Origin of the sequence: Rhodovarius sp. (genome assembly GCF_040399605.1) — a bacterium.
Classification (GTDB): domain Bacteria; phylum Pseudomonadota; class Alphaproteobacteria; order Acetobacterales; family Acetobacteraceae; genus Rhodovarius; species Rhodovarius crocodyli_A.
The window spans coordinates 146,412-172,332 of record NZ_JBBARU010000001.1; the positions used below are offsets into that span (position 1 = coordinate 146,412).

Annotated in this window: 24 protein-coding genes and 1 tRNA gene; 13 read left to right on the top strand and 12 right to left on the bottom strand. The window is 67.8% G+C overall.

The window, feature by feature from the left end:
- Nucleotides 1-5: 5 nt before the first annotated feature.
- Entirely contained in the window at nucleotides 6-713 is a 708-nt protein-coding gene (locus tag ABWP84_RS00725) for a CoA transferase subunit A (protein WP_353210063.1), read from the bottom strand.
- A 106-nt stretch (nucleotides 714-819) separates the two neighbouring features.
- On the opposite strand from ABWP84_RS00725, the gene ABWP84_RS00730 reads away from it, so the two are divergent.
- Together ABWP84_RS00730 and ABWP84_RS00735 are read left to right on the top strand one after the other, a co-directional pair.
- A tRNA-Ala gene (locus tag ABWP84_RS00730) sits at nucleotides 820-895 on the top strand.
- A 196-nt stretch (nucleotides 896-1,091) separates the two neighbouring features.
- The gene (locus ABWP84_RS00735) at nucleotides 1,092-3,863 is read left to right on the top strand and encodes an ATP-dependent DNA helicase (RefSeq protein WP_353210064.1); all 2,772 of its coding nucleotides are present in this window, start codon (nucleotides 1,092-1,094) and stop codon (nucleotides 3,861-3,863) included.
- Between the two features lie 15 nt (nucleotides 3,864-3,878).
- Here ABWP84_RS00735 and ABWP84_RS00740 read toward each other — a convergent pair whose 3' ends face one another.
- Nucleotides 3,879-4,514, bottom strand: a complete 636-nt coding sequence (locus tag ABWP84_RS00740) for an HAD-IA family hydrolase (RefSeq protein ID WP_353210065.1) — start codon at nucleotides 4,512-4,514, stop codon at nucleotides 3,879-3,881.
- Between the two features lie 83 nt (nucleotides 4,515-4,597).
- On the opposite strand from ABWP84_RS00740, the gene glmU reads away from it, so the two are divergent.
- Genes glmU through ABWP84_RS00760 form a run of 4 tightly spaced genes read left to right on the top strand, consistent with a single transcriptional unit; the run spans nucleotide 4,598 to nucleotide 9,190 of the window.
- Nucleotides 4,598-5,887: a bifunctional UDP-N-acetylglucosamine diphosphorylase/glucosamine-1-phosphate N-acetyltransferase GlmU gene (gene glmU, locus ABWP84_RS00745; protein WP_353210066.1), complete on the top strand. Its 1,290-nt coding sequence runs from the start codon at nucleotides 4,598-4,600 to the stop codon at nucleotides 5,885-5,887.
- A 1-nt stretch (nucleotide 5,888) separates the two neighbouring features.
- The gene (gene glmS / locus ABWP84_RS00750; RefSeq protein ID WP_353210067.1) at nucleotides 5,889-7,712 is read left to right on the top strand and encodes a glutamine--fructose-6-phosphate transaminase (isomerizing); all 1,824 of its coding nucleotides are present in this window, start codon (nucleotides 5,889-5,891) and stop codon (nucleotides 7,710-7,712) included.
- Between the two features lie 6 nt (nucleotides 7,713-7,718).
- A complete protein-coding gene (locus ABWP84_RS00755) occupies nucleotides 7,719-8,354 on the top strand; it encodes a YciI family protein (RefSeq protein WP_353210068.1) in 636 nt (211 codons plus the stop codon).
- Nucleotides 8,351-9,190 carry a DMT family transporter gene (locus tag ABWP84_RS00760; RefSeq protein WP_353210069.1) on the top strand — a complete coding sequence of 280 codons (840 nt, stop codon included), beginning with the start codon at nucleotides 8,351-8,353 and terminating at the stop codon, nucleotides 9,188-9,190. Before ABWP84_RS00755 ends, ABWP84_RS00760 begins: the two co-directional genes overlap by 4 nt.
- Before the next feature lie 288 nt (nucleotides 9,191-9,478).
- Here ABWP84_RS00760 and ABWP84_RS00765 read toward each other — a convergent pair whose 3' ends face one another.
- From ABWP84_RS00765 to ABWP84_RS00795, 7 genes are all read right to left on the bottom strand, one after another.
- Nucleotides 9,479-9,910 (bottom strand): hypothetical protein, encoded by a 432-nt coding sequence (locus tag ABWP84_RS00765; protein ID WP_353210070.1) that lies wholly within the window; start codon nucleotides 9,908-9,910, stop codon nucleotides 9,479-9,481.
- Entirely contained in the window at nucleotides 9,907-10,185 is a 279-nt protein-coding gene (locus ABWP84_RS00770) for a hypothetical protein (protein WP_353210071.1), read from the bottom strand. The genes ABWP84_RS00765 and ABWP84_RS00770 overlap by 4 nt, the downstream gene beginning before the upstream one ends.
- A 99-nt stretch (nucleotides 10,186-10,284) precedes the next feature.
- On the bottom strand, nucleotides 10,285-12,720 hold the full coding sequence (locus tag ABWP84_RS00775) for a PAS domain-containing protein (protein WP_353210072.1): 2,436 nt from the start codon (nucleotides 12,718-12,720) through the stop codon (nucleotides 10,285-10,287).
- A gap of 17 nt (nucleotides 12,721-12,737) precedes the next feature.
- A complete protein-coding gene (locus ABWP84_RS00780) occupies nucleotides 12,738-13,655 on the bottom strand; it encodes a transglutaminase family protein (RefSeq protein ID WP_353210073.1) in 918 nt (305 codons plus the stop codon).
- Nucleotides 13,656-13,940: 285 nt separating this feature from the next.
- Nucleotides 13,941-15,059, bottom strand: coding sequence for an AI-2E family transporter (locus ABWP84_RS00785; protein WP_353210074.1), 1,119 nt, complete (start codon nucleotides 15,057-15,059; stop codon nucleotides 13,941-13,943).
- Entirely contained in the window at nucleotides 15,056-15,628 is a 573-nt protein-coding gene (locus ABWP84_RS00790; RefSeq protein ID WP_353210075.1) for a CDP-alcohol phosphatidyltransferase family protein, read from the bottom strand. Before ABWP84_RS00790 ends, ABWP84_RS00785 begins: the two co-directional genes overlap by 4 nt.
- The gene (locus ABWP84_RS00795) at nucleotides 15,615-16,259 is read right to left on the bottom strand and encodes a hypothetical protein (protein WP_353210076.1); all 645 of its coding nucleotides are present in this window, start codon (nucleotides 16,257-16,259) and stop codon (nucleotides 15,615-15,617) included. Before ABWP84_RS00795 ends, ABWP84_RS00790 begins: the two co-directional genes overlap by 14 nt.
- 73 nt (nucleotides 16,260-16,332) lie before the next feature.
- Here ABWP84_RS00795 and purM point away from each other — a divergent pair, with 73 nt between their 5' ends.
- The 3 genes from purM to ABWP84_RS00810 all read left to right on the top strand — a co-directional run bounded on the left by purM (nucleotide 16,333) and on the right by ABWP84_RS00810 (nucleotide 18,189).
- Complete coding sequence (purM, locus tag ABWP84_RS00800) at nucleotides 16,333-17,367, top strand: phosphoribosylformylglycinamidine cyclo-ligase (RefSeq protein WP_353210077.1); 1,035 nt, start codon at nucleotides 16,333-16,335, stop codon at nucleotides 17,365-17,367.
- A gap of 35 nt (nucleotides 17,368-17,402) precedes the next feature.
- On the top strand, nucleotides 17,403-17,969 hold the full coding sequence (purN, locus tag ABWP84_RS00805; RefSeq protein ID WP_408904226.1) for a phosphoribosylglycinamide formyltransferase: 567 nt from the start codon (nucleotides 17,403-17,405) through the stop codon (nucleotides 17,967-17,969).
- Nucleotides 17,970-18,033: 64 nt separating this feature from the next.
- Nucleotides 18,034-18,189, top strand: coding sequence for an aa3-type cytochrome c oxidase subunit IV (locus ABWP84_RS00810; RefSeq protein ID WP_353210079.1), 156 nt, complete (start codon nucleotides 18,034-18,036; stop codon nucleotides 18,187-18,189).
- 229 nt (nucleotides 18,190-18,418) lie between these two features.
- Here ABWP84_RS00810 and ABWP84_RS00815 read toward each other — a convergent pair whose 3' ends face one another.
- Genes ABWP84_RS00815 through ABWP84_RS00825 form a run of 3 tightly spaced genes read right to left on the bottom strand, consistent with a single transcriptional unit; the run spans nucleotide 18,419 to nucleotide 21,181 of the window.
- Nucleotides 18,419-19,297: a prephenate/arogenate dehydrogenase family protein gene (locus tag ABWP84_RS00815; protein WP_353210080.1), complete on the bottom strand. Its 879-nt coding sequence runs from the start codon at nucleotides 19,295-19,297 to the stop codon at nucleotides 18,419-18,421.
- The gene (gene hisC / locus ABWP84_RS00820; RefSeq protein ID WP_353210081.1) at nucleotides 19,287-20,375 is read right to left on the bottom strand and encodes a histidinol-phosphate transaminase; all 1,089 of its coding nucleotides are present in this window, start codon (nucleotides 20,373-20,375) and stop codon (nucleotides 19,287-19,289) included. The genes ABWP84_RS00815 and hisC overlap by 11 nt, the downstream gene beginning before the upstream one ends.
- Complete coding sequence (locus ABWP84_RS00825) at nucleotides 20,372-21,181, bottom strand: chorismate mutase (protein WP_353210125.1); 810 nt, start codon at nucleotides 21,179-21,181, stop codon at nucleotides 20,372-20,374. Before ABWP84_RS00825 ends, hisC begins: the two co-directional genes overlap by 4 nt.
- Before the next feature lie 70 nt (nucleotides 21,182-21,251).
- Between ABWP84_RS00825 and ABWP84_RS00830 the strand changes: the two genes are divergently transcribed.
- Genes ABWP84_RS00830 through ABWP84_RS00845 form a run of 4 tightly spaced genes read left to right on the top strand, consistent with a single transcriptional unit; the run spans nucleotide 21,252 to nucleotide 25,900 of the window.
- Complete coding sequence (locus ABWP84_RS00830; protein ID WP_408904225.1) at nucleotides 21,252-22,382, top strand: homoserine O-acetyltransferase; 1,131 nt, start codon at nucleotides 21,252-21,254, stop codon at nucleotides 22,380-22,382.
- 35 nt (nucleotides 22,383-22,417) lie between these two features.
- A complete protein-coding gene (gene metW / locus ABWP84_RS00835) occupies nucleotides 22,418-23,017 on the top strand; it encodes a methionine biosynthesis protein MetW (protein ID WP_353210127.1) in 600 nt (199 codons plus the stop codon).
- Between the two features lie 59 nt (nucleotides 23,018-23,076).
- Nucleotides 23,077-23,799 carry an acetoacetyl-CoA reductase gene (phbB, locus tag ABWP84_RS00840; RefSeq protein WP_353210082.1) on the top strand — a complete coding sequence of 241 codons (723 nt, stop codon included), beginning with the start codon at nucleotides 23,077-23,079 and terminating at the stop codon, nucleotides 23,797-23,799.
- Nucleotides 23,777-25,900 (top strand): glycosyltransferase, encoded by a 2,124-nt coding sequence (locus ABWP84_RS00845; protein WP_353210083.1) that lies wholly within the window; start codon nucleotides 23,777-23,779, stop codon nucleotides 25,898-25,900. The genes phbB and ABWP84_RS00845 overlap by 23 nt, the downstream gene beginning before the upstream one ends.
- Nucleotides 25,901-25,921 lie beyond the last annotated feature (21 nt).

Below are 25,921 nucleotides of genomic sequence, written 5' to 3' on the forward strand. Positions count from 1 at the left end.
TCTCCTTACGCCGCCTTGGGCGTGATGGTGCGGTTCTCGATGCGCTTCTCGAAGTCAGCCGGGCATTCGATGATGCGCTTGACGTAAACGCCGGGGGTGATGATGTGGTCGGGGTCGATCTCACCGGGCTGCACCAGATGCTCCACCTGCGCCACGGTCAGTCGGGCGGCGGTGGCCATCATCGGGTTGAAGTTCCGGGCGGTGCGGCGATAGACGAGGTTGCCCTCCGTATCGCCCTTCCAGGCATGCACCAGGGCCAGGTCGGCCACGATGCCGCGTTCCATGATATAGGTTTCCCCATCAAACACCTGGCTGGGCTTGCCCTCGGCCACCTTGGTGCCCACGCCGGTCTTGGTGAAGAAGGCGGGAATACCCGCACCGCCGGCGCGGATGCGCTCAGCCAGCGTGCCTTGCGGGTTGAATTCGATCTCCAACTCACCGGCGAGGAATTGCCTGGCGAATTCGGCATTCTCCCCCACATAGCTAGCGATCATTTTCTTCACCTGCCGTGTGCGAAGCAGCTTACCGAGGCCCACATCGTCAATGCCGGCATTGTTGGACACGATGGTGAGGTCCTTGACCCCCGAATCGCGGATAGCGTCGATCAGCAGTGAGGGAATTCCGCATAGGCCAAAGCCTCCGGAATGAATCATCATGCCATCGCGCAGCACGCCGGCCAGTGCGGCCACCGCATCAGGATATACCTTGCCCATTCCCCGGCCTTCTCAAGCTGTTTCACGCAGCAACCTAGCGATGCGACTTCTTGCGGGGAAGGGGTTGCGCGCTTTCTCGATGGGGTCTAGACGCACATTTCCCTAGGGGGCCATAGCTCAGTTGGTAGAGCGCTTGAATGGCATTCAAGAGGTCGACGGTTCGATTCCGTTTGGCTCCACCAGGCAATCCCCCAGATTTCAGTAAAATCAGCCGCTTCATTTCCGCTCTGCCGTGGAAAACCACCTCGGCCTTGCTGAGGCCATGACGCATGGCGGCCCCGGCTTCGCCCCCCTCCCCCTGCAGTCCGCGTGAACAACCGCCCCACCCACGCGAAGCAGCGGCGATGACTGAACCCCCGCAGGCTGCTAGAACGAACCGTGTCCAAGCCTCGCCCTCCCCAGCCACCGCGCCTGCTACTGCCCGATGCGCCCGCGCTGGTGGCTGGCGCCGGCCGCGCTACCTTGCTGACGCCCGATGGCGAGGTACTGACGCCCCCCCTGGGTTCCGCCCTGGCCGAGGCCCTGGCCGGGCTGCCGCCACCGCTGCTGGTGCATGCGCCGGCCACCGCAAGGCGGTTGGATCTGCCCGCCTTCATCGATGCGTTTGACCTTCTTGAGCTCTTCGCCTTCTGCATGCCGGGGTGCCTGGCAGCCCCCACGCCGCGCGGCTTGGCCATCGCGCTCGACCTGCCGGTGCCAGCCGATGATGCCGATGCCGCCGCCCTATTGCCCGAGATAGCCACCACGCTGCTGCGCGCTTTGGCCGAGACCCGGGCGAGCAGCGCCGGCGCCGATGCCGCCGCCATGGCTGCCCAGTTGAAAGCCACCACCGGCTGGCCCTGGGCCGAGAGCGTGCTGGCGGCGCTCGGTGCGCCCGATGCACGGCCCGACCGCAACGCCTTTCGCCCCTGGCGGCGTCTGCCGGAATGGGAGGATGAGGCACCGCCGCCGCCGCCGGCCAGCCATGGCGTCACCCAGGCCGAGGCGCGCGCCCGGCTGGCCGCCATGCTGGGTGAGGGCGCCGAGCAGCGGCCCAGCCAGGCCGATTACGCCTCTGCCGCCTCCGCCGCCTTCATGCCGCGCGAGGCCGAGGGCCAGCCCAACTTCGTGCTGGCCGAGGCCGGCACCGGCACCGGCAAGACACTGGGCTATATCGCCCCCGCCTCGCTTTGGGCCGAGAAGAACGGCGCGCCGGTCTGGCTTTCCACCTATACCCGCAACCTCCAGCGGCAATTGGACCAGGAATTGGCCCGGCTCTATCCGGACCCGGAGGAGCGCCGCGCCCGGGTGGTGGTGCGCAAGGGGCGGGAGAATTATCTCTGCCTGCTCAATCTGGAGGAGGTGCAGGGGCAAATCTCCCTGCGCGAGGCAGCGCTGCCGTTGGCACTGGCCTGCCGCTGGGCCACCGCCACGCGCGATGGTGATATTGTGGGCGGTGATTTTCCCGGCTGGATCATGGAGCTGTTCGGCGGCGCGGTGATCGGCCAATTGGCCGATAGGCGCGGTGAATGCATCCGCAGCGCCTGCACGCATTACCGCAAATGCTATGTCGAGCATTCCATCCGCCGGGCGAAATCGGCGCGGCTGGTGGTCGCCAATCATGCGTTGGTGATGGTGCAGGCGGCACTGGGCGGCGGCGAGGATGGGCGGCCGCTGCGCTATGTCTTCGATGAAGGGCATCATGTGTTCGATGCCGCCGATGGCGCCTTCTCGGCAGCAATCTCGGGATTTGAGACGGCGGAAATGCGCCGCTGGCTGCTGGGCGCCGAGGGCGGGCGTTCCCGCGCCAAGGGGTTGCAGCGCCGGATCGAGGATCTGGCCGGCGATATCCCCGATCTGCTGGCCCCTCTGGAGGCAGCGCTGCAGGCCGCCCTGGCACTGCCCCAGCAGGGCTGGCAATCCCGCTTGGCCGAGGGCGGCATCCCCCACCCGACCGAGGATTTCCTGCGCGCCATCCGCGCCCAGGTGCTTGCCCGCGCCAAGGATGATGACGGGCAATATGGCATCGAATGCGACCTGCACCCGATGAACCCGGAGATGGCCGAGACCGCAGCGGCGCTGGAACGCGCCCTGGCCCGGCTGGAAGAGCCGCTGAAGACCTTGGCCGGCCGGCTGCAGGCCAAGCTGGATGACAACCCCGAAGAGCTGGAACTGGCCGAGAGAATCCGGCTGGAGACGGCCATTCGCGGCATTGAGCGGCGGGTGCTGCTGCCACTCGGCGCCTGGCGCAGCATGCTCAATGGACTTGGCAATATGCCCGAGCCCGGCACCCGCCCGCTCATGGTGGATTGGCTGGCCCTGACCCGGCGCGAGGCGCGCGATATTGATGCCGGCATGCACCGCCATTGGCTGGACCCGACGCAGCCCTTCGCCATGCAGGTTGCAGCCCCCGCGCATGGGCTGCTCATCACCTCGGCCACGCTGCGCGACGGCTTGCCCGAGCAGGATATGGAGGAGAGCTGGCGCACCGCCGAGGCGCGCACCGGCGCCGCCCATCTGCCCATGCCCGCCCTGCGCGCCGCCCTGCCCAGCCCCTTCGACTATCCAGGCCAGACTCGCGCCTTTGTGGTGACCGATGTGGATAAGGCGCGCACGCCGCAGGTGGCGGCGGCCATGCAGGGGCTGTTCATGGCCGCTGGCGGCGGGGGGTTGGGGCTATTCACCGCCATTCGTCGGCTGCGCGAGGTGGCGCGCATCATCGCCCCCAGCCTGGAGGGGATGGGCATCCCGCTTTACGCCCAGCATGTGGATGCGATGGACAATGCCACCTTGGTGGATGTGTTCCGCGCCGAGGAAAATTCCTGCCTGCTGGGCACGGATGCGATGCGCGATGGGGTGGATGTGCCCGGGCGTTCGCTGCGGCTGCTGGTCTATGACCGGGTGCCCTGGCCTCGGCCAACCATATTGCACCGCGAGCGGCGGACCCATCTGAGCGAGGGCGACCCCAAGGGCTATGATGATGCCCAGGCCCGGCACAAGCTGCGCCAGGGTTTTGGCCGGCTGATCCGCCGCGGCGATGACCGGGGGGTTTTCGTGCTGCTCGACAAGAGCGCGCCCTCGCGGCTGCTGGCGGGGCTGCCGGTGGTGCCACGGCGCGTTACCCTGCGCGAGGCGCTGGAAGAGACCCGCGGCTTTCTCGCCTCGGGCTGAGCCGGGCGCGCGCTGTCAGATATTGCGGAGCATGGCATGGACGGCGGCGACATCCGCCGCCACCGGATTATCCAGCGCCATATGCGGCGCGCCATAGCCCCAGCCGGCGAAAATGCCCGGAATGCCGGCGCCGCGCGCGGCCAGCATGTCATTGGCATGGTCCCCCAGCATCACCGCGCGGCCACCACCGGCCAGGCCCATGGTGGCCAGCAAATGCGCGGGGTCTGGCTTGCGGGTGGGGAATGAATCGCCGCCGCCAATGGCGCGGAATTTCTCCGCCACGCCGAAATGCGCCAGCACCGCCCGGGCGGGGATAACGGGTTTGTTGGTGCAAACGGCAAGCCGCCAGCCCTCGGCCAGCAGCGCCTCCAGCAGGGCGGTGATGCCGGGAAAGAGTTGGGTGAGCGGCCCGCCTTCCAGATCGGGGTCGGCGATGAAACCCTCCACCGCGCCCGGCGGCGCCTCGCGCCCACGGGCGGCGAAGGCGCGTTCGCACAGCACGCGCGCGCCATCGCCGATCATCGGGATGACCTCGGCTAGGGTCAGCGGCGCCAGGCCATGCAGAGCGAGTTGGCGGTTGGCCGCCACACGGATATCGGGTGCCGTATCCAGCAGGGTTCCATCGAGGTCGAAAACGGCGAGACGGTTCATATCCGCTGCCATGCCACATCGGGCAAAGAATGTTCAACCCGGCAGGGCTTGCGGTGTGCTCTGGCCTGCGGCACGCATGAACTATGCCAGCCGCTATTCTGCTCGCCGCGGGGATGGGCACCCGCATGCGCTCCGCACTGCCCAAGGCCATGCATCCGCTGGGTGGCCGGCCCATGCTGCGCCACCTGCTGGCCGCGGTGGAGCAGGTGTTTGACCGCATCGTGGTGGTGGTGGGCCCGGGGATGGAGGGGCTGGCGAAGATCGCCGCCCCGCATGATGTGGTGGTGCAGCATGAGCGCCTGGGCACCGCCCATGCCGCGCGAATGGCCGCCCCGCTGCTGGCCGATTATGCCGGCGAGGTTGCGGTGCTCTATGCCGATAATCCGCTGATCACGGCGGCCACCATGCAGCGGCTGCTGGAAGCCCCGGCCGATATCGCGCTGCTGGCCATGCGCCCCGCCGATGCGGCGAAATATGGCCGGGTGGTGAGCGAGGGCGAGCGGGTGCTGCGCGTGGTGGAATGGGCTGATGCCCCCGAGGCTGAGCGGGCGATTGGCCTGTGCAATGCCGGCGTCATCCGTGCGCCGGCCGGCCGGCTCTTCCCCTGGCTGGCGGCGGTGGGCAATGCCAATGCCGCTGGTGAATACTACCTGCCCGATGTGATTTCCCTCGCTGCGGCCGAGGGCGCGCATTGCGCCGCGGTGGAAGCACCGGAGGCCGAGCTGCGCGGCATCAATAGCCGCGCCGAACTCGCCCTGGCCGAGGGCGAATTGCAGGCCGCCCTGCGCGCCACGGCCTTGGCCGGGGGCGTGACGATGGTTGCACCAGAAACGGTCTTTCTGCATCACGATACCGTGCTGGAACAGGATACGCTGGTGGAGCCGCATGTCGTCTTCGGCCCCGGTGTGCGGGTGGAAAGCGGCGCGCTGATCCGGGCGTTTTCGCATCTGGAGGGTTGCGTGGTGCGGCGTGATGCCATCATCGGCCCCTATGCCCGGCTGCGGCCGGGGGCGGATGTGGGGCAGGGCGCGCATGTGGGCAATTTCGTCGAGCTGAAGGCGACCACGCTGGGGGCGGGCGCCAAGGCGAACCATCTGGCCTATCTGGGCGATGCGAGCGTGGGGGCGGGGAGCAATATCGGCGCTGGCACCATCACCTGCAATTATGACGGCGTGAACAAGCACCGAACCGAAATCGGCGCGCGCAGCTTCATCGGCAGCAACACCGCCCTGGTGGCGCCGGTGCGTGTCGGCGATGGCGCGCTCATCGCAGCGGGCAGCACCATCACTGAAGACGTGCCGGACAACACGCTGGCCCTGGCGCGCGGGCGGCAAGTGAATAAGCCGGGGCGCGGCTTCAAAGGGAAGACATAGCATGTGCGGAATTGTGGGTGTCATCGGCCTTTCCCCAGCCGCGCCGCGCATGCTCGAGGGCCTCAAGCGGCTGGAATATCGCGGCTATGACAGCGCGGGCCTGGCCACGCTGGTCAATGGCCGGATTGAGCGTCGGCGGGCGGAGGGCAAGCTTGGCAACCTCGCCGCCGCGCTGGAGGCCAACCCGCTGCCGGGGCTGACTGGCATAGGCCATACCCGCTGGGCCACCCATGGCGGGCCAACCGAGCGCAATGCCCACCCCCATGCCACCGCCCGGGTGGCGGCGGTGCATAATGGCATCATCGAAAACTTTTCCGAATTACGGGCGGAGCTGGAAGCCGCCGGCCAGGCCTTCACCAGCGACACCGATACCGAGACGGTGGTGCAGTTGCTGGATTTGTTGCTGGCGCAAGGCATGACGCCAGAGCAGGCTGCCCCCGCCGCGCTCAAACGCCTGCATGGCGCCTTCGCCATGGCTTTCATCTTTGCCGGCCGGCCGGATTTGCTGATTGTCGCCCGACACGGCCCGGCACTCGCCGTGGGCTATGGTGAGGGCGAAATGTATGTCGGCAACGACGCGCTGGCGCTCGCACCGCTGACCAACCGCATCTCCTATCTGGAGGATGGCGATTGGGCGGTGCTCTCGCCCGGCGGCGTGCGCTTCATGGACCTCGACGGCCGTGAGGTGAAGCGCGAGGCCAAGGCCAGCCATGTCACCTCCGCGCTGACCGGGCGCGGCAATCACCGGCACTTCATGGAGAAGGAGCTGCAGGAACACCCCGGCGTGCTGGGCGACACGCTGCGGCAATATATGGACCCGGTGACCCGCGGCGTGGCCCTGCCCACCCTGCCCTTTGACCCGGCTTTGGTGCCGCGCATCACCATCAGCGCCTGCGGCAGCGCCTATCTGGCCGGCATGGTCGGGAAATACTGGATCGAGGAATTTTCGCGCATCCCCTGTGATGGCGATGTGGCCAGCGAATTGCGCTACCGCGACCCGCCGCTGCCCCCGGGCGGCGGCGCAATCCTGGTCAGCCAATCGGGCGAGACGGCCGATACCCTCGCGGCACTCAAAATGCTGCGGGAGCGGGGGCAGGCGGTGCTTGCCATCGTCAATGTGCCCGAATCCTCCATGGCGCGGCTCTCCAACGCCGCCTTGCTGACGGTGGCCGGGCCGGAGATCGGCGTCGCCTCCACCAAGGCCTTCACGGCGCAATTGATGGTGTTGGCCTGCCTGGCCATTGGCATGGGCAGGGCGCGGGGCACGCTCTCGGCCGAGGCGGCGGCGGGGCTGACCGCCGCCCTGTTGGAGGTGCCCGAACACGCCGCCGAGGTCCTCGACCGCGACCAGGAAATCCAATCCTTGGCGCAGGAGGTGGCGAAGGCGCGTGATGTGCTGTTCCTCGGCCGCGGCAGCCTCTTTCCCATCGCCATGGAAGGCGCGTTAAAACTCAAGGAAATCAGTTATATCCATGCCGAAGGCTATGCCGCCGGCGAGATGAAGCACGGCCCCATCGCGCTCATCGACCCCGCCGTGCCGGTCATTGCCCTTGCCCCCTCCGGGCCGCTTTTCGACAAGACGGTGAGCAATCTGCAGGAGGCGGCGGCGCGCGGCGGGCGGATCATGGCCTTCACCGACGAGGCCGGCGCGCAGGTGCTGCGCGGCTTTGCCGAGCGGGTGGTGGTGCTGCCCACGGTGCACCCCTTCGCAGCCCCCATCCTGCATGCCATTCCGGTGCAGCTGCTGGCCTATCACGTGGCCGTGCTCAAGGGCACGGATGTGGACCAGCCGCGCAACCTAGCCAAATCCGTGACGGTGGAATGAACGATAATGGGCTTCGCAATCCTCGCCTTTGACAGCACCGATCCCTCCCGCCGCGCCGAATCGATCGGCCGGCACCGGGAGGTCATCACCCGCTGGGCAGCCGATGGCAGGCTGGCGCTGGGCACGCCCTTATTTGATGCGGCCTTCCAGCCCATGGGCTCGCTGATGATCCTCAATGTGCCCGATGAGACCCATGTGAAGGAGTATATCGCCGAGGAGCCCTTCGCCCGTGAAGCCGTGTGGTCGCGCTTCGAGGTGCTGCCCTTTGCCATCGCCACCCTGCCCTATCGGCCCTTGCCGCAACCCGGCGCGCCCACTGCCACCAGCCGCACCCACACCATCAGCATCGGGCTGGATGGCACTGACCCCGAAGCGCCGCCGCGCCGCGCCGCGGTGCGCGCCAGCCATCTCGCCCGGGTGATCAGCGCGGCCGAAACCGGCCTGCTGGCCATGGGCGGCGCCATTATGCGTGGTCAGACCATGGTGGGCTCCATCGCCATCACCGCCCACGCCTCGGATGCCGAGGCCGAGGCCTGGTGGGCGGAGGACCCCTATATCACCGGCGATGTCTGGCAGCGGGTGACGCGCTACGGCACGCGCATGGTGGGGCTGCCTTACCACCCGCTCCCCGGCGGGGTGTGAAAAGCGCCACCCTCGCGGGCTGCGGCGCGCTCGCGCTTTGGGCGTTTCTGGCGGTGCTGGCGCGCGGGGCGCTGGGCATTCCGCCCCTGCAGCTCACGGCCATGGGCTTTGCCGTGGCCGGGGTGCTGGGTGTGGCAGTGGTGGCGGCGCGCGGGCGGCTTTCCGCGCTGCGCCAGCCTGCGTTGGTCTGGGCGCATGGCGTGGGCGGGCTGTTTGGCTATCACGCGCTGTATTTCGCCGCCCTGGCCTGGGCACCGCCGGTGGAGGCGGGGCTGCTGAATTATCTCTGGCCGCTGCTGATCGTGCTGCTCTCCGCGCCCATTCTGGGCATGCGGCTGGGGCCCGCGCGGCTTGTGGGGGTGGCGCTGGGCTTTGCCGGTTGCGCATTGCTGCTGGCCTCGGGCGCGCGCTTCGCGCCTGAAGCCTGGGCGGGCTTTGCCTGCGCCGTGGCCGCGGCGGTGACCTGGGCGTTCTATTCCGTGCTGTCGCGCCGCCTGGCCAGCGTGCCGAGCGAGGCTGTGGCGGGGTTCTGCCTCGCCTCGGCGGTGCTGGCAGGGCTTTCGCATGGGCTGTTCGAAGCCTGGGTCTGGCCGAATGCACGACAGGCCGGGGCGGCGCTGCTGCTGGGGCTGGGGCCGGTGGGGGCGGCGTTTTTCCTCTGGGATGAGGGGATGAAGCGGGGTGATCCGCGGCTGCTGGGTACGCTCGCCTATGCCGTGCCCGTGGCCTCCACCCTGCTGCTGGTGGCCAGTGGCGAGGCCGCGTTGGAGGCACGGCTGGTGGCGGCGATGGCGTTGGTGGCCGGCGGCGGCTGGCTGGCGGCGCGGGCCAGGTAGGGCGGAAACTCCAGCCGATACGGGGCGTTTCAGTCGCATGTAAGGGAGGCCGCCATGCGAATGATTCTGCTCTGGGCATTTGGGGTGCCTATCCCGCTGCTGATCATCTTGTATTTGACAGGCGTTCTTTAGAAATCTGCTGAAAAACGCCGATGCGGAGGAAAAGAACGAAAGGGCTTTGCGCTCTCCCACCAGGTTCGACATACATGTCGACCCTGCTGGGGTGCTTGAGGGGCAAAGCCCCTCGATCTCACTCCTCCCTATTCGTGTACCCGCACGCCCCAGCCCTCACCGCCGGGTGAACGCATGGCGCAGTGCCTCGGCCACCAGCCCCCCGGCCAGGGCGGTAGCGGAGCGCCCGGTCAGCAGTGCCGCGGCCTCTGCCAAGAGCGACACCTGCGCCGCCTCGCGCAGCGCCTCCTGGCGGATCAGCAGCGCCGCCTCGGCCACCGGGTCAGGGCGGGGGCGGGCCAGCAGCAATAGCAGGCCGGCCAATACGCTATCGGCCAGGGCCAGCAGCAGGCTGGCTGTCAGCGCATCCAGCCACAGGGTGAGCCACAGCCAGGCGGCCAGATGCAGCAGCAGCAGCGCCAGCAGGCCCAGGCCAGCCGCCATGGAGGTCAGCACCATGCCGCGCATGCCACGGGCCGCGCCACGACGAAACCGCAGGCCCTCCGCCCGCGCGGCAATGCCCAGCAGTTGGAGGGCCCGCAGGCTCATCGCCGCGACATGAAATTGAACAACCCGGCCAGCAGGAAACCGGCTGCCCCGGCCACCGCGATGGCCGCCAGGGGCTGCGCCTTCACCGTCGCGCTCAATTCATCGGCCTTGGCGGTCACGGCATGGGAGGCGGCATGGGCGGCATCCTCGGCGCGGTGGGCCAGGGCGCTGACGGTGGGCGAGATGCTCTGGGTCATCAGGCCGTCCACCTGCTGGCGCAGATGGGCAAGCTCGGCCTGGACGTCATCGGCCAGGGCATAGATGGTGTTGGACATGGGTTTCTCCCTCATGGGGTGCGGCGGGGTTGCGGCGGGGTGGAAACGCCGCAGCGCGCGCTGCGTTGCAACAAAACCCATAGAGGGGTGAAAACCCGCTCAGCCGCCCTCGGCCAGCAAGGCGCCGGGGCCGATATGCAGCACGCAGCGCAGGCCCTCGGCCTCCCAATGGCGTTCGATATGGCCATCAAGCGGGCTGCCGGCATTGCAGTCGATCAACTGGGTGCCAAAGCCCGAGCGCGAGGGCGCGCCGGTGAGGAGGGGCCCGCCGCGCTCGGTCCAACTCAGCCGCGCGCCATCCCCCACGCGCTCCCAGCGCAGCGCCAAATGGCCATGCGGCAGCGAGAAGCAGCCATGCTTGGCGGCATTGGTCACGAGTTCATGCAGCACCATCGCGCAGGCCTGCGCCGCCTGGGCGACGAGGCGCAGCGGCGGCCCCTCAGGTTCCGCCTGGCTGCGATAGGCCGCGGTCTCTTCGAGTGCGATATCGCGCAGATCCGCCCCCTCCCATCCGGCGCGGGAGAGCAGGGTATGCACCCGCGCCATGGCGGAGATGCGGCCCTCCAGCACCTGCACCAGCGCCTCGACATCATGCGGCGCTTCGGCGGCGGAAATGCGCACCAGGCTGCGCACCACCGCCAGCACGTTCTTGGCGCGGTGATCCACCTCGCGCGAGAGCAGCCGCTCGGCCTCCTCGGCGCGTTTGCGGGCGGTGATGTCGAGCATGGAGCCGCTGATCGCCACCACCTCGCCGCTATCGCCCAGCACGGGGTGAAAGCCGCAAAGCAGCACCCGCCGCAGCGGCACCTCGCCATTCTGCGCCGGCTGGGTCGCGTCGATTTCCAGGCCGGTGACGGGCTCGCCCTCGGCGATCAGCCGGCTGAGATGCGGCGCGAGGGTGGCGGAGAGCCGGGGTGCCAGCACGGCCAGGGCCTGGCCCAGATGCGCCTGGGCGCTGGTGCCCTGAATCTCGGCGAAAAGCGTGTTCACCGCCAGGAAACGCAATTGCCGGTCGAGCAGGCACAGGCCCACCGGGGCGTTGCTATAGGTGGCCTGCAGGCGTTGGGATTGCTGCGCCAATGCCTCACGCGCGCGGCGCAGCTCATCGAAATCAAGCGCCACCCCGGCCCAGGCAGTCACTTCGCCATCGGTGTCGCGGATTGGCGCCGCGCGGCAGAAGAACCAGCGCCAGGCCCGGTCCTCGGCGCGCAGCAGCCGCAATTCGACGTGGAATTCGCCCAAGCCCCCGGCCGCCGCCTCGGCCAGGGCGGCGCGCCAAGCCACCACCGCGCGGCGCAGATCAGCGTGATGCACCGCGCGCAGCCAGCCCATGCCCCTGGTATGGGCGATGTCGCGCCCGGTGAGGTTGTGCCAATAGCCGTTCAACCAATCGATATTGCCCTGGGCATCGGCGGTGAAGACCACCTGTGGGCTGACATCGGAGAGCGCCTTGACCCGAATGGCGGCGGCCACGCGGGCGGCTTCGGCGCGCTCCAGCGCATCGGCCATGGTGTCGAGCGCGCTGCCGATGCGCTCGAATTCCCGCCCGCCGCTGAGCCGGCCCACCCGCGCGCCCCAATCCTGGCGCGACCAGGATTGCGCGGCCTCCAGCAATTGCCGCACCGGCCGCTCAACCACGATGTGGAAGGCGATGATGGCAAAGCTCAGCCCCAGCAGCAGCGAGCCGATGATGAGAAAGGCGCTGCGGCGGTTGCGCTCCAGGGCGCTGGCCAGGCCGTTTTCGGCCGAAAGGCCCACGGCGGCGGTGAGCCCATGCGGCGCCGCCGGCACCGGAATGAAGCCGGCGATCCGCCGCGTGCCATCCAGCGAGGGGCCATCGCGCAGCATGCTCCGCATGGCCGTGGCGGCATCAAGGGCATAGCCCTGCACGCGGGTGCCGATAGAGGCGCCGCCGGCGGGCGCGCGGGCGAGTATCACACCCAGGCTATCAATAATCGTGGCCGCGGCCCCCTCGGGCAGTGGTAGGGCGGCGAGGTCCTGGCCCATCCATTCCAGCGAGAGCGCCACCGCCACCACCCCCACCACCGCCTGGGCATCATCCCGCAGGGGTGCCGCGAAATGCAGGCTGGGCAGGCCACTGACGCGGCCTATGGTGTATTCGCCCACCACAAAGGGCGCACCGGCCAGGGCGGCCTGGAAATACCCCCTATCGGCCACATTGGCGCCCGGCCGCTCTGGCTTGGCGGCACAAATGCGCCGGCCATCGCGGTCGAAGAGATTGGCGGCGAGATAGCGGCTATAGCCGCCCAGCAGCCGGGCCAGGAAGGCATCGCATGCGGCGCTGGGGGTGCCCGCGCGCAGCGCCTCATGCGCTGCCATGGCATTGAGCAGATGCTGCGCGCCCTCGAAGATGCGCAGCTGCTGGCCGGCGACGAGGCGGGTGAGGCGCATCGCCTCGGCACCGACCTGCCGTGTGCGCTCCTCGCGCGCCTCATTCTCCAGATTCGCCTGGACCAGGGCGGCGGGCACCAGGGCCAGAAGGACGAGAAACAGGGCGCGAATGGCGAGTGGCATGGCGCGCTGCTCGCCGCTCAGCTTTGGGTCGGCATGGTTAGGCCATAAGGCTCGGGCATCAGCTCATGGCCCGCCCGCACGAGCACCTCCACCCGCATGCCGGCGAAATCCTGCGGGTTGCCGAGGAAGCCGCCGCCAATCGGCACCGCCTGCTCCGGCGTGCGGGTCACCGCGATGCGCACCAGATGCTCACCGGCGACGAGCCCATTGGTCGGGTCATATTCCACCCAGCCCGCCCCGGGCAGATAGACCGCGCACCAGGCATGGGTGGCGCCGCCGCCGCGGGTTTCGCCCGTGCTGTCATCATAGACATAGCCGCTGACGAAACGCGCGGCGAGGCCAAGGCTGCGCACCGCCTCCATCATCAGCAATGCGAAATCACGGCAGGCGCCGCAGCCCAGGCGCAGCGTCTCGGCCGGGCTCTGGGTGCCCTCCTCCTCGCGCGAGAGATAGATGAATTCGCGATGGATGGCGGCATTCATCGCCTCAAGCATGGCCAAGGTGCCATCCTGCGCGAGAAAGCGGCGCGCCCAGGCCTGCACCACATGGCCGGGATCGGGCAGATGCGGCTCCGCCAGCCGGGCCAGATCAGCCAGTTCCGAGGCGGCATAGGCGAAGGGGAAATGCTCGGCCGAGGGGTCGAGCGTGGCGCGTGGCGTGGCATGGCCGGCGGGGAAATGGGTGAGTTCTAGCCGCGAGGTGATGGTGAGGCTGCGGGTGCGCAGCCCCGCCGGCCATTCCAGGATGCAGACGGAATTGCCGAAAACATCATGCGCCCAGCGCGTGGAGGCCGCCTGCGGCTCCACCAGCAGCCGCGCATCGCGCAGCCGTAAATCGTGGCTATCCTGCGGGCGGAGCATCAGGCAATGGGTGGTCAGCATCACCGGTCGGCCATAGGCGTATTCCGTCCGATGAATGACCTGAACATGCGGCATGACGCTCCTGGGAAGGCTCAGGGTGGAAGATGGCACGCACGCGCCGGGGCAAAGCGCTGTCTCGTGTCCCGCATCTGAACATCGCAGCCAGCACACTGGAGCATGATGCGTTGCGGCGGAAGCGCCGAAAACGCTGAATCACCCTCTCGACGACGGCCGCACCACGCGGCGCGAAGGCAGCGTGGTCCAAAGGTGGCGACGTAACGCCCCAGCAGCGGTGCCGGTTGCGTTCAATATGCGTATTTCCAGGTGCGGCCCACATGGACCCGGCTGGGCCTGCCGGGCTCAGCCCGGCGGTGGGTCCCGATAGAGCGGGCTCTCGAGGTATCGCCGCAGCCAGAACCGGGTCAGCACGCCCAACGCCGCCGCCATCGGCACCGCCAGCAGCACGCCGAGGAAGCCCAGCGCCACACCGCCGGCAAACAGCGCAAACACCACCCAGACGGGGTGCAACTCCACCCTATCCCCCAGCAGCCTGGGATAGAGCACATAGCCCTCGAGAATTTGCCCGGCCAGGAACACCGCAAGCACCAGCCCCGCCCCGCCCCAGGTGCCCCATTGGCCAACCGCCAGCATCAGCGCCGCCACGAAGCCGGTCAGCGAGCCGACATAGGGCACCAGCGAAATCGCGCCGGTGAAAAGCCCCACCATCACCCCCAACTCCAGCCCGATGGCGGTCAATGCAATGGCGTAGAACAGGCCCAGTACCAGGCAGCACAGCAATTGCCCGCGCAGCCACGCACCCAGGATGCGGTCGGTTTCGCCGGCGAGTTGCATGAGGGTGGGGGCGCTGCGCCGTGGCAGCCAATTCTCCAGCCGCTGCATGATGCCCGGCCAGTCGCGCAGCAGGTAGAAGGCCACCACCGGCGTGACCACGAGCAGGGTGAGAATATTGAACAAGGCGAGGCCACCACCGATCAGCCTCGTGGCCGCGGTGCCGAGGAAACTCATCATTTGCCCCGCCTGGGAGACGACGAGTTCGCGCAGGCGGGCATCCACCACCTCAGGCCCTGCCGCAGCCTCCAGGTCTAGCATGAGGTCGCGCACATTGCTGCCAATGGTCGCCACATAGGCGGGCAGGCGGGCCAGCAGCACGCCGATCTGCGCCAGGATCAGCGGATAGAGCAGCAGCAGGCCCAAAAGTCCGATCAGGATTAGCACAAGGCAGAGCAGGGCGGCGGCCAGGCTGCGCGGTAAGCCGGCACGCGCCATGCGGGTCGCGGCGGGGTCCATGAAATAGGCGATGCAAGTGGCCAGCACGAAGGGCGTGAGAATGGCCGAGAACAGCCAAAGCACGGCAAAGACCGCGGCGATCAGACCCAACACCATCAACCGGTGCTGCAGCGGCGTGGCGGTGGGCAGGCTCAGCCCGGCACCGGGCGGCGCTTCCTCGAAATCCTTCATGGCTGCTCCGTCAGCATGCGCCGGGCGCCCAGCGCATAGGCTAGGCCCGAGACAAAGGTGGTGCCCGCCGCCAGCCACACCAGCGCCGCCAGCACGCCCTGCCCCGGCCAGCCAAAACCCGCCCCGCACAGCGCCGTCGCAGCCAGCGCGATCTGGGCGAAAGTGTTCAGCTTGGAGACCAGCAGCGGCGCGATGGGCGGACGCAGCCCCAGCAGCCATAACAGCCCGTAGCCGGCGATGATCATCACATCGCGCCCCACCACCAGCACCGCGAGCCACACCGGCAGCAGGCCCAGCCAGGCCAGCAGCAGCATCACGCTGCTCAGCAGGGCCTTATCCGCTATCGGGTCCAGCAAAGCGCCCAATTCGCTCTCCAGGCCGAGGCGGCGGGCCAGAAACCCATCCACGCCATCCGAGATACCCGCGAGCAGGAAGATGATGAAGGCGAGGTCCAGCCGCTGGGCAAGCATCAGCCACACCGTCGCCGGCACGGCGAGGAGCCGTGCAACGGTGATGATATTGGGCAGGGTGAAAACCCGCTCCCGGTCATGTCCATCACCCGCCGACAAGGCCCACCCGCCAGACATCGCCAGGCCGGGTGGGCGGGCTCAGCACCACGCCGCCGGCGATGAGGGCGCCTGGGGCATCACCCTGCGGCACTCGCAGCCCCAGGCGCAGCCGCGCGGCATCGGTGGAAATGGCGATGATATCGAGGCTGGCCACCGGCCCGGCATGCAGCACCTGGCGTTGCAGGCCCAGCCATTGCTGCAGGCTGCCGAAGCTGGCGCTGGCCTCGATGAAGCTGCTGGCCGGCTGTCCGGCTGGTGGCGCTGCCGCCAGGGGGTTGGCCGGGGCAGAGGGGCTGGCATTGCCGCCGTTGAACACCACCGTGATCCGGCCGGTATAGCGGGTGGAGGTCACCCGCTCCTGCTCGATGATGATCGAGGCGATCATGGCCTCGATCTGCGCATCGCTTGCGGTGGCCCCGGGGGCGCCGGTCGCGGCGGACATCCGGGCATAGGCTTCGCGCCGGCCCTGGGCCAGGGCACGGTCGCGCGCCTGCACCGCATCGGCGGCGGTGGCCTCGACCACGATGGAGGTTTGCCGCTGGGGGCTCTCCTGCGCCGCGAGCGGCGGCAGGGCAAGCAGCAGCGACGGTATCGCGCAGCGTAGCAGATGGCTAAAAGACCGGATCGGCATGTGGAAACCTGGCTCGTTCATCCCATGCCATACCGTATCGGAGGTTGCCCTGACCAGTTCAAGCAAGATCGGCATGACCTATGCCGAGGCGGGTGTTGATATCGAGGCCGGCGATGCGCTGGTGGATCGCATCAAACCGCTCGCCCGCAGCACCAACCGCCCCGGCGTAATGGGGGGCCTGGGCGGCTTTGGCGCCTTGTTCGACCTCAAGGCGGCCGGGTTTACCGATCCTGTACTGGTCAGCGCCACCGATGGCGTGGGTACCAAGCTGCGGCTGGCCATCGATGCCGGGGTGCATGACAGCGTGGGCATCGACCTGGTGGCGATGTGCGTGAATGACCTGGTGGTGCAGGGGGCGACACCGCTGTTCTTCCTGGACTATTTCGCCACGGGCGCGCTGGATGTGGCGCAGGCCGCCGCCGTGGTTGCCGGCATTGCCGAGGGCTGCCGCCAGGCCGGCTGCGCCCTGGTGGGCGGCGAGACGGCGGAAATGCCGGGCATGTATCATGCCGGCGATTACGATCTGGCCGGTTTCTCGGTGGGTGCGGCCGAGCGTGGGGCGCTGCTGCCGCGGCCGGATGTGCAGGCGGGTGACGTGCTGCTGGGCCTGGCAAGCACGGGGGTGCATTCCAATGGTTTTTCCCTCGCCCGGCGGGTGCTGGCGGCGAGCGGGCTGGGGCTGGACGCACCCTGCCCCTTTGGCCCCGGCACGATGGGCGAGGCGCTGCTGACGCCCACAAAAATCTACGTGAAGTCGCTGCTGGCGCTGCACCACAAGGGCTTGCTGAAGGCTGCGGCGCATATCACCGGCGGCGGACTGCCCGGCAATCTACCCCGCGTGCTGCCCGAGGGGGTGACGGCCATGGTGGATGGCTCGGCCTGGGTGGCGCCGCCGGTGTTTTCCTGGCTGGCACGGACCGGCAATATCGCCACCGAGGAAATGCTGCGGGTGTTCAATTGCGGCATCGGCATGGTGCTGGTGGTGGCGCCTGAGGCGGCGGATGCCGCCCTGGCCCTGCTGGCTGAGGCGGGCGAGAGCGCCATGCGCATCGGCCGGCTGGAGGCAGGCGCCCATGGCGTGGTGATGGAAAAGCCCCTGGCGCTGTGAGGACGGCCATTCTGATCTCCGGCCGGGGCAGCAATATGGTCTCGCTGCTGGCCGCCATGGCGGCACCTGGCTATCCCGCCCGGCCGGTGCTGGTGCTGAGCAACCGCGAAAATGCCGGTGGGCTGGCCCTGACCGGCAGCGTGCCAACCGCCGTGGTGACCAGCCGGGGCCGGGAGCGCGAGGCCTTCGAGGCCGAGTTGGACCGCGTGCTCGTCGCGCATGGGGTGGAGTTCATCGCCCTGGCCGGCTTCATGCGGGTGCTGGGCGAGGGTTTCGTGCGGCGCTGGCAGGGGAAGATGATCAATATCCACCCCAGCCTGCTGCCCAGTTTTCGTGGCCTGGACACCCATGCCCGGGCGCTGGCGGCTGGTGTGCGGCTGCATGGCTGCAGCGTGCATTGGGTAAGCCCCGGGGTGGATGAGGGCGCCATCATCGCCCAGGCCGCCGTGCCGGTGCTGCCGGCCGATGACGAGGCGGCGCTGGCGGCGCGGGTGCTGGCGCAGGAACACAGCCTCTATCCGGCGGCTTTGGCGATGGTGACGGGTGGGCAGCCCATGCTCCCCAGCGGCGACGGCGCGCTGGCCTGCGGTTGGGCGCCATAAAGGGTCACTGGACGCCGGGCGCCGGTCTTTCTATTCATGGCGCTGAACGAGGAAGGGTTGACCCATGGCCGAAAAAGCCAGCTATGAATTCGTCGAAGTGAAGTCGGCCGATATCCTGGCCGAGCGCGAGAGCCTTTGGGCCGGTTTCACCAATGCAACCAAATACTCGATCATCGCCGTCGTGGCGCTGCTCGTGCTGATGTTCCTGTTTCTGGTATGAGACCAGCGGGCAGGCCTCAGCAGGCTGCTGACACACTCTGATTGCGGAGGAAAAGAGCGAAAGCGGCTTTGTCCTTTCGCGCTCTCCCGCCAGGAAAATGATTTCCCTGGACCTTTGAAAGTTATTGAAATCAATAATCTAACGAAGGTGCAGGAAACTAAGTTTTCTGCTGGGGTGCTCGAGGGGCAAAGCCCCTCGACCTTATCTCCCCTCGCCTTTCAGCAGCCCGCTAGGCCTGTTTCCGCTCAATCAGCCCGCGGCGGATCGATCGGCCGCGGCTGATCCGGTCCTCGATGAACTCCGTCTCGCCATAGCGCACCGCGCGGCCGAGCGCGTGGGCATCCTCGGTGAAGCGCGCCAGCATTTCCAGCAGCGCCTCGCGGTTGTTGAGGAAGACATCGCGCCACATCGCCACATCGCTGGCGGCGATTCGGGTGAAGTCACGAAAGCCCGAGGCGGCGAATTTCAGCACCGCCTCGCGGGTTTCCTCGGCCAGGTCATCGGCCGTGCCGCAAATGGTGAAGGCGATGAGATGCGGCAAATGGGAGACCATGGCCACCACCTTGTCATGGGTGGCGACATCCATGGTCTCGACCAGCGAGCCCGCGGCCTCCCAAAGCGCGCGCACCTTCGCCACCGCCTCGGGCGGTACGCCCTCCAGCGGGGTGATGATGCAATAGCGGCCCTCAAACAGCGTGGCGAAGCCGGAATCGGGGCCGGAATGCTCGGTGCCGGCCATGGGATGGGCGGGCACCAGATGCACGCCTCGCGGCAGCAGCGGCGAGAGGTCGCGCACCACCGAGCCCTTGGTTGAGCCGGCATCGGTGAGGATGCAGCCCTCCGCCAGATGCGGCGCAATCTGCGCCATCACCGCGCCATAGGCACCAACCGGGATGCACAGGATCACCCCATCCGCACCGCGCACCGCTTCGGCCAGGCTATCGGCCACCTCATCGACAAAACCCAATTCGCGCACGCGGGCGCGGGAGGCTTCGGAGGCGGCAAAGGTGACGACATGCCGGGCAATGCCGCCCCTCTCCCGCGCCATGCGGGCGATGGAACCGCCGATCAGCCCCGGCCCGATGATGCAGAGGCGTTCAAAGATCATGCATGAAGGCGCTGAGCGTATCCGCCACCAGGGTGCATTCCTCGCCGGTGCCGACCGTGATGCGCAGGCAATGCGGCAGGCCGTAGCCGCCCATGCCGCGCACGATCACCCCGCGCGCCTTCAGCGCGGCATCGGCGGCCTTGGCACGTTCGGCGGTGGTGAAATCGGCCAGCAGGAAATTGCCCTCGCTGGGCCAGATCTTGATCCCCGCCGCTTCCAGCGCCGCTGCCAGCCTGGCCCGCCATTCGGTGTTGTGGGCGATGCTTTTTTCCACCCAGCCCGGCTCGGCCAGCGCCGCCACGGCGGCGGCCTGGGCGGCGATATTCACATTGAAGGGGCCACGGATGCGGTTGATGATGTCGGCGATATGGGCCGGGAAATAGCCCCAGCCCACCCGCATGCCACCCAGGCCGAAAATTTTCGAGAATGTGCGGGTCATCACCGTATTCGGCGCGCTATCCACCATGGCGGCGCCGGCATCATAGGTCGGGTCGGTGACGTATTCGGCATAGGCGGCGTCGAGCACCAGCATCACGTCATCGCGCAGGCCGGCGCGCAGGCGGGCCACTTCGCTCTGCGGCAGCAGGTAGCCGGTGGGGTTATTCGGGTTGGCCAGGCAGAGCATGCGGGTGCGCGGGCCAACAGCCGCCAGCATGGCATCCACATCGGGCTTGAGGTCGCGCTCGGGCACCTTGATGACCTGGCAGCCGGCATAGCGGCCGGTGATGTCGTACATGGTGAAGCCATGGGCGGACATGATCAGCTCCGTCCCCTCGCCACCATAACTCATGATGAGGTGGAGCAGAATTTCATCGCTGCCCGCGCCGCAGATGATGCGCGCAGGGTCAAGGCCAAAGCGGGCGCCGATTGCCTCACGCAGTTCGGTGCTGCCGCCATCGGGGTAGCGGTGCAACTCGGCGGCGGTTTCGATAAAGGCCGCCATGGCGCCGGGCGGCGGGCCAAAGGCGCCCTCATTCGAGCTGAGTTTGGTGATCCGGTTCACGCCGGCAACCTTGCTGGCACCCGGGGCATAGGGCTCGATGGTCAGAATGGTCGGGCGGGGCAGCATGGCGTTCATCCGGAAAAACCTCTCAGCGGCGCGGCATAGGCGCCCAGCATGCGGGCACGGTCGAAGGGCAGGGCGGCGAGGCGCGGGTCGCCGGGCATGATCAGCCCATCGGCCTCCATCAGAAAGCGGGAAATGCCCGGCGCGCGGCGCACCAGCACCAGCCGCGCGGTGATGCCCGCGGCGGTGAGGCTGGCCAGCAATTGCCCGCGCGACTGCTCGCTATCGGATTCGAGCAGCAGCAGTGAGCGGTCCTCGGCCGAAGGGTCGGGCGCGCCGGGGGCGACGACCAGGGCATCGGCCTCGGCCTCACCCTCGGTGAAGAAGGGCAGCCGGGCGACCACGGAAAGCTGCGGTGCGTTCAGCGCCGGCCACCATTCCATCTCCGGCGCATCGGCATCCTCAGGGAAGGGCAGCACCGCCACCGAGGCCTCACCGCGGGTGACGGCGGCCAGGGCGCGGGCGGGGGTGGGGTGGGTGCGGGCTGCCGTCAGGGCGCCAAAATGCTCGGCCACCAACCGCGCCATCGCGGCGTCACGCGCATAAACCGCCACCGAGAAGCCCCCCTGCTGGTGGATGGAGGCGGCGAAAAGCTCACGCCAAAGCCGCACCAGGGCGCCACGGGGCAGCGGGCCGGCGTGGCGGGCGAGCAGCCGGCGCAGGATATCGGCCTCCCGCCCCGGGCGGAGGATGGTGCTGCCGGCTTTCGCCCGGCTGGCGGCAAGCGAGGCCACAATGCCCGACCGTTGCATCAGCAGGTCATGCATGGAATCGTCGATCGCATCGAGCTGGGCCCGGACGGCGCTGAGGGTATTCATCACCAGCAGCAATAACCGCCATGCGAGCAAGGTTGAAGCCCCGGCAGGCTGGGCTTATGCGTTTGCTGTGATGTCGCTGATCCAGCCCTTCCCCGAGGTCGACCACCAGCACGCCGTCTTCGCGGATGGGCTGATGCTGGATTGTGGCGTGCAATTGGCGCCGCTGACGGTGGCTTACCGCACTTATGGCCGGCTGAACGCCGCGCGCAGCAATGCCGTGCTGATCTGCCATGCGCTGACCGGCGACCAATATGTGGCGGAAACCCAGCCGCTTACCGGCAAGGGCGGCTGGTGGGCCAATCTGGTCGGGCCAGGGCTCGCGGTTGATACGGATCGGTTTTTCGTCATCTGCGCCAATGTGCTGGGCGGCTGCATGGGCAGCACCGGCCCGGCCGAGAAGCGCGCCGACGGCACGCCCTGGGGCACGGATTTCCCCACCATCACCATCCGCGACATGGTGCGCGCGCAAAAATTACTGGTGGACAGCTTCGGCATCGGGCGGCTGCTGGCGGTGATTGGCGGCTCGATGGGCGGCATGCAGGTGCTCGAATGGGCCGCCACCTTCCCCCAATCCGTCTTTGCCGCGGCGCCGATTGCCTGCGCCTCGCATCATTCGGCGCAAAACATCGCCTTTCACGAGGTGGGAAGGGCGGCAATTCATTCCGACCCGGATTATTACGCCGGCCGCTATTGGGAGCAGGGGCGGATACCCGCCCAGGGGCTGGGGGTGGCGCGCATGGTGGCGCATATCACCTATCTCTCGGAGGAGGCGCTCACCCGCAAATTCGGCCGCAAGCTGCGCGGCGCCAATGCGGTGACCTTCCTTGAGGATGTCTTCGAGGTGCAAAGCTATCTGCGCTACCAGGGTTCCAGCTTCGTGCGGCGGTTTGACGCCAATTCCTATCTGACCATCACCCGGGCGATGGATTATTTCGACCTTTCGGCCGAGCACGGGTCACTGGCGCAGGCTTTCGCCAAGACGCCGACGCGGTTTTTCGTCGCCAGTTTTTCCTCCGACTGGCTGTTTCCCACCAGCGAAAGCCGGGCCCTGGTGCGGGCAATGAATGCCGCCGCCGCGCGGGTGAGCTTCGTTGAGATCAAATCGGACAAGGGCCATGACGCGTTTTTGCTCGATGAGCCGGAGTTTCATGCCGCACTCGGCGGGTTTGTCGCCGGCGCGGCCAAGGCTCTGGGTGTGTAATGCCTGACACCACCATCCAATACGTCGCCAAAAACATGCGGGTTGATCTGCGGCTGATCGCCGAGATGATCACCCCCGGCGCCCGCGTGCTCGATATCGGCTGTGGTGATGGCGCGCTGCTGGAATATCTGGCGCTGGCCAAGGGCGCCGATGCGCGGGGCATTGAGATCGACATGGCCGAGGCCACCCGGGCGGTGGCAGCCGGGCTCGCGGTGATTCACGGCGATGCGGATAATGACCTGGCCTTCTACCCCGATGCGGCGTTTGATTTCGTCATCCTCTCCCGCACCCTGCAGGCGGTGGAAAAACCGCGAGAGGTGCTGCGGCAGATGCTGCGCATTGGCCAGCACGCCATCGTCTCCTTCCCCAATTTCGGCCATTGGGCGGTGCGCTGGCAATTGGCCTGGACCGGCCGCATGCCGATGACCAACACCTGGAATCGCGGCTGGTACGAAACCCCCAATATCCACCCATGCACCATTCGCGATTTCTTCGAGCTTTGCGAGCGCGATGGCTTTGTGGTGGAGGAGTGGCTCGCCGCCGATGATGACGGGTTGAAGTCGCCCTGGCGGCGTTCTGCCCGGCTGGCCAATCTGTTTGGTGAGCAGGCATTATTCAAGCTTCGCCGTAAATAGGCCCTTGATACTGCACTGCGATGCGTGCAACCCACACCCTTCCAGCAAGGGGCAAGAAAATGGCACGTTTGGCTTTGGTGACGGGTGGGCAGCGCGGCATTGGCGCTGCAATCAGCGAGGCGCTGCAGGCCGCCGGCCGCAAGGTGGTTGCCAGCTACGCCGGCAATGACGCCGCAGCCGCCGCCTTCACCGAGCGCACCGGCATTCCTTGCTATAAATTCGATGTGAGCGATTTCGCCGCCGTCACCGCCACCGTTGCGCAGATCGAGGCCGATCACGGCCCGATCGAGATTTTGGTGAACAATGCCGGCATCACCCGCGATGCGATGATGCGCAAGCTCTCCCGCCAGATGTGGGATGACGTGATCGATACCAATCTCGGCTCCTGCTACAACACCTGCAAGGCGGTGTGGGATGGCATGAGCGCTCGCAAATTCGGCCGCATCGTCAATATCGGCTCGATCAACGGCCAGGCCGGGCAGTTGGGCCAGGTGAATTATGCCGCCGCCAAATCCGGCATCCATGGCTTCACCAAGGCGCTGGCGCAGGAAGGCGCGCGCAACCAGATCACGGTCAATGCCATTGCGCCGGGTTATGTCGATACCGAAATGGTTCGCGCCGTGCCCGCCGATGTGCTCGAGAAAATCATCGCCCGCATCCCGCGCGGCCGCCTGGGCACCGCCGAGGATATCGCCCGCGGCGTGGTCTTCCTCACCGCCGATGAGGCCGATTTCGTCACCGGCTCCACGCTCTCGATCAATGGCGGCCAGCATATGTACTAAAGCGGGCGAGGGCGCGGTGCAGGCACTGCACCACGCCCGCGCCGCCTTTGAGGCCCGCATCTGGCCCGATGCGGTGCGCCACTACCATGCGTATTTGCAGCACGAGCCTGGCGACCTGCCCGCCACCATCATGCTGGGCCATGCGCTGAAGGAGGCCGGGCGCATCCAGGATGCGATCTTGGCCTATGCCGCCGCCCGCGCGCTGCCCGATGGCATGCTGCAACTGGGCCATATCGCCAAAAACAACGGTAAGATCATGCTGGGCCTGCAATGCTTCGAGGCATTGCTGCGCGACCCGGATTGGGCCGAGGAGGCGGCGGCGGAATACACCGCCCTCAGCCTCTACCACATGCGCCCCAAGCCAGATGGCGAGAGGCAGGCCGCCCGCACCAAGGCGGCGTTGGAGAGTGGCGCGCCCATCATCCCCCAAGGCCCCGAGCAGCCGCTGATGCTCGACCTGCCGGCCGTCGCGCACCCGCTCTGCATCACGCTGGAGGCGGCGGGCGGGCCCCCGGCGGTCCATTTGGATCAGGGGCGCGGCTGGTTGCCGCGCGATGAATGGCGCCCGCTCCGCACCCAAGGGCCGGCGCGGCTGGTGGTAATGGACCCGCTGGTGACGCGGCGGATACGCATCGCCGCAGCACCAGGGCTGCGGCTGCACCTCGCACACGCCACGCCACAGATCAGCATCCTGCCCGCCCGCCCCGGCATGGCCATGCCGCAGGAAAGCCAGGAATATCGGCGCGTGCTGGAGGATGCCCGTCCGGGTTTCTCGCTCCGCCACCAAGGCCGCGCACCCTTGGCCGCCATCGCCATTCGCCGCACCGGCGAGGCCCTGCCGCCCCAGGGCGATTGGGTGGTGACCCTGGCCGAGGGCCATAGGCTGCACCCTGATGCGGTGGCGCTGTTCAGTGACGCCATCGCCCAGGCGCCCGACGCCGAGGCCTTCTACACCGATGAAGCCCTGCATGATGACCAGGGTGCGGAGACCGGGCTGCTCTGCAAACCCGCCATCAACCCGGTGCTGCTGCGCGAGTTGGATTATATTGGCCAGGCGGTGCTGCACCGGCGTGAGGTGGCGGCCTTGCCGCTTTCGGCGCTGCCGCCGGCCGGCATTTACCATATCCCCTTCCCGGCCTTTTCCCGCCACGAGGCCGATGCGCCGGCCACGCTGCCCGCCCCGGCCATGCCGGCGGTGGACCCAGGCTTGGAGGTCACGGTCGTCATCCCATCCCGCGATCAATCCTCCATGCTGGAGCGCTGCCTCGAGGGGCTTCTGCATGGCACGGCGCATCGCGCGCTGCGCATCATGGTGGTGGATAATGGCACCACCGAGCCGGCAGCATTGCGGCTGCTGCGCCGCCATGCCGCCACGGGCGCCATCAGCCATATTGCCGCGCCGGGGCCGTTTAACTTCGCCCGGCTGGTCAATCTGGGAGCGCTGGGGGCCAAGGGGCCGGTGCTGCTGCTGAACAATGATATCGAGGTGATCGAGCCTGGCTGGCTGACCGAGATGCTGGCCTGCCTGGCCCTGCCGGGCACCGGTGTGGTCGGCGCCCGGCTGCTCTACCCGGACCGCAGCCTTCAGCATGCCGGGGTGATGATCGGCCTCAATGGCGCCTGCCGGCATTGGTATGCCGGCGCCTCGGCCGAAGCGGGGGGCATTCAGGGCCGGCTGCGGCACCGGCAGAATCTGTCTGCGGTGACCGGCGCCTGCATGCTGGCCGCGCAGCCATGCTGGGCGGCGCTGGGCGGCTTTGATGCGCGGCATTTCGCCGTGGCATATAATGATGTTGATTTTTGTCTGCGCGCCGGGGCGGGGGGCTTCGCCACGGTCTGGACGCCGCATGCCACGCTGATTCACCATGAATCGGCCAGCCGCTCGCCCGATGACGCGCCCGGCGAATGGCCGCGCCACCGGGCGGAATTGGCGGCTTTTCAGGCGCGCTGGAACAGCCTCTCAGTCGAGGACCCGGCCTTCTCGCCCTGGTTCTCGCGCCATGAGGGCGAGCCCGTGGCCCGGCGCTGGCCGACGGGGATGCAGCCGCGTGGCGGTGGGGCTGTGACGCGGCAGGATACCCAATCATCAGCCAAAGAATAATATGATGAAGATTGCTTAAGG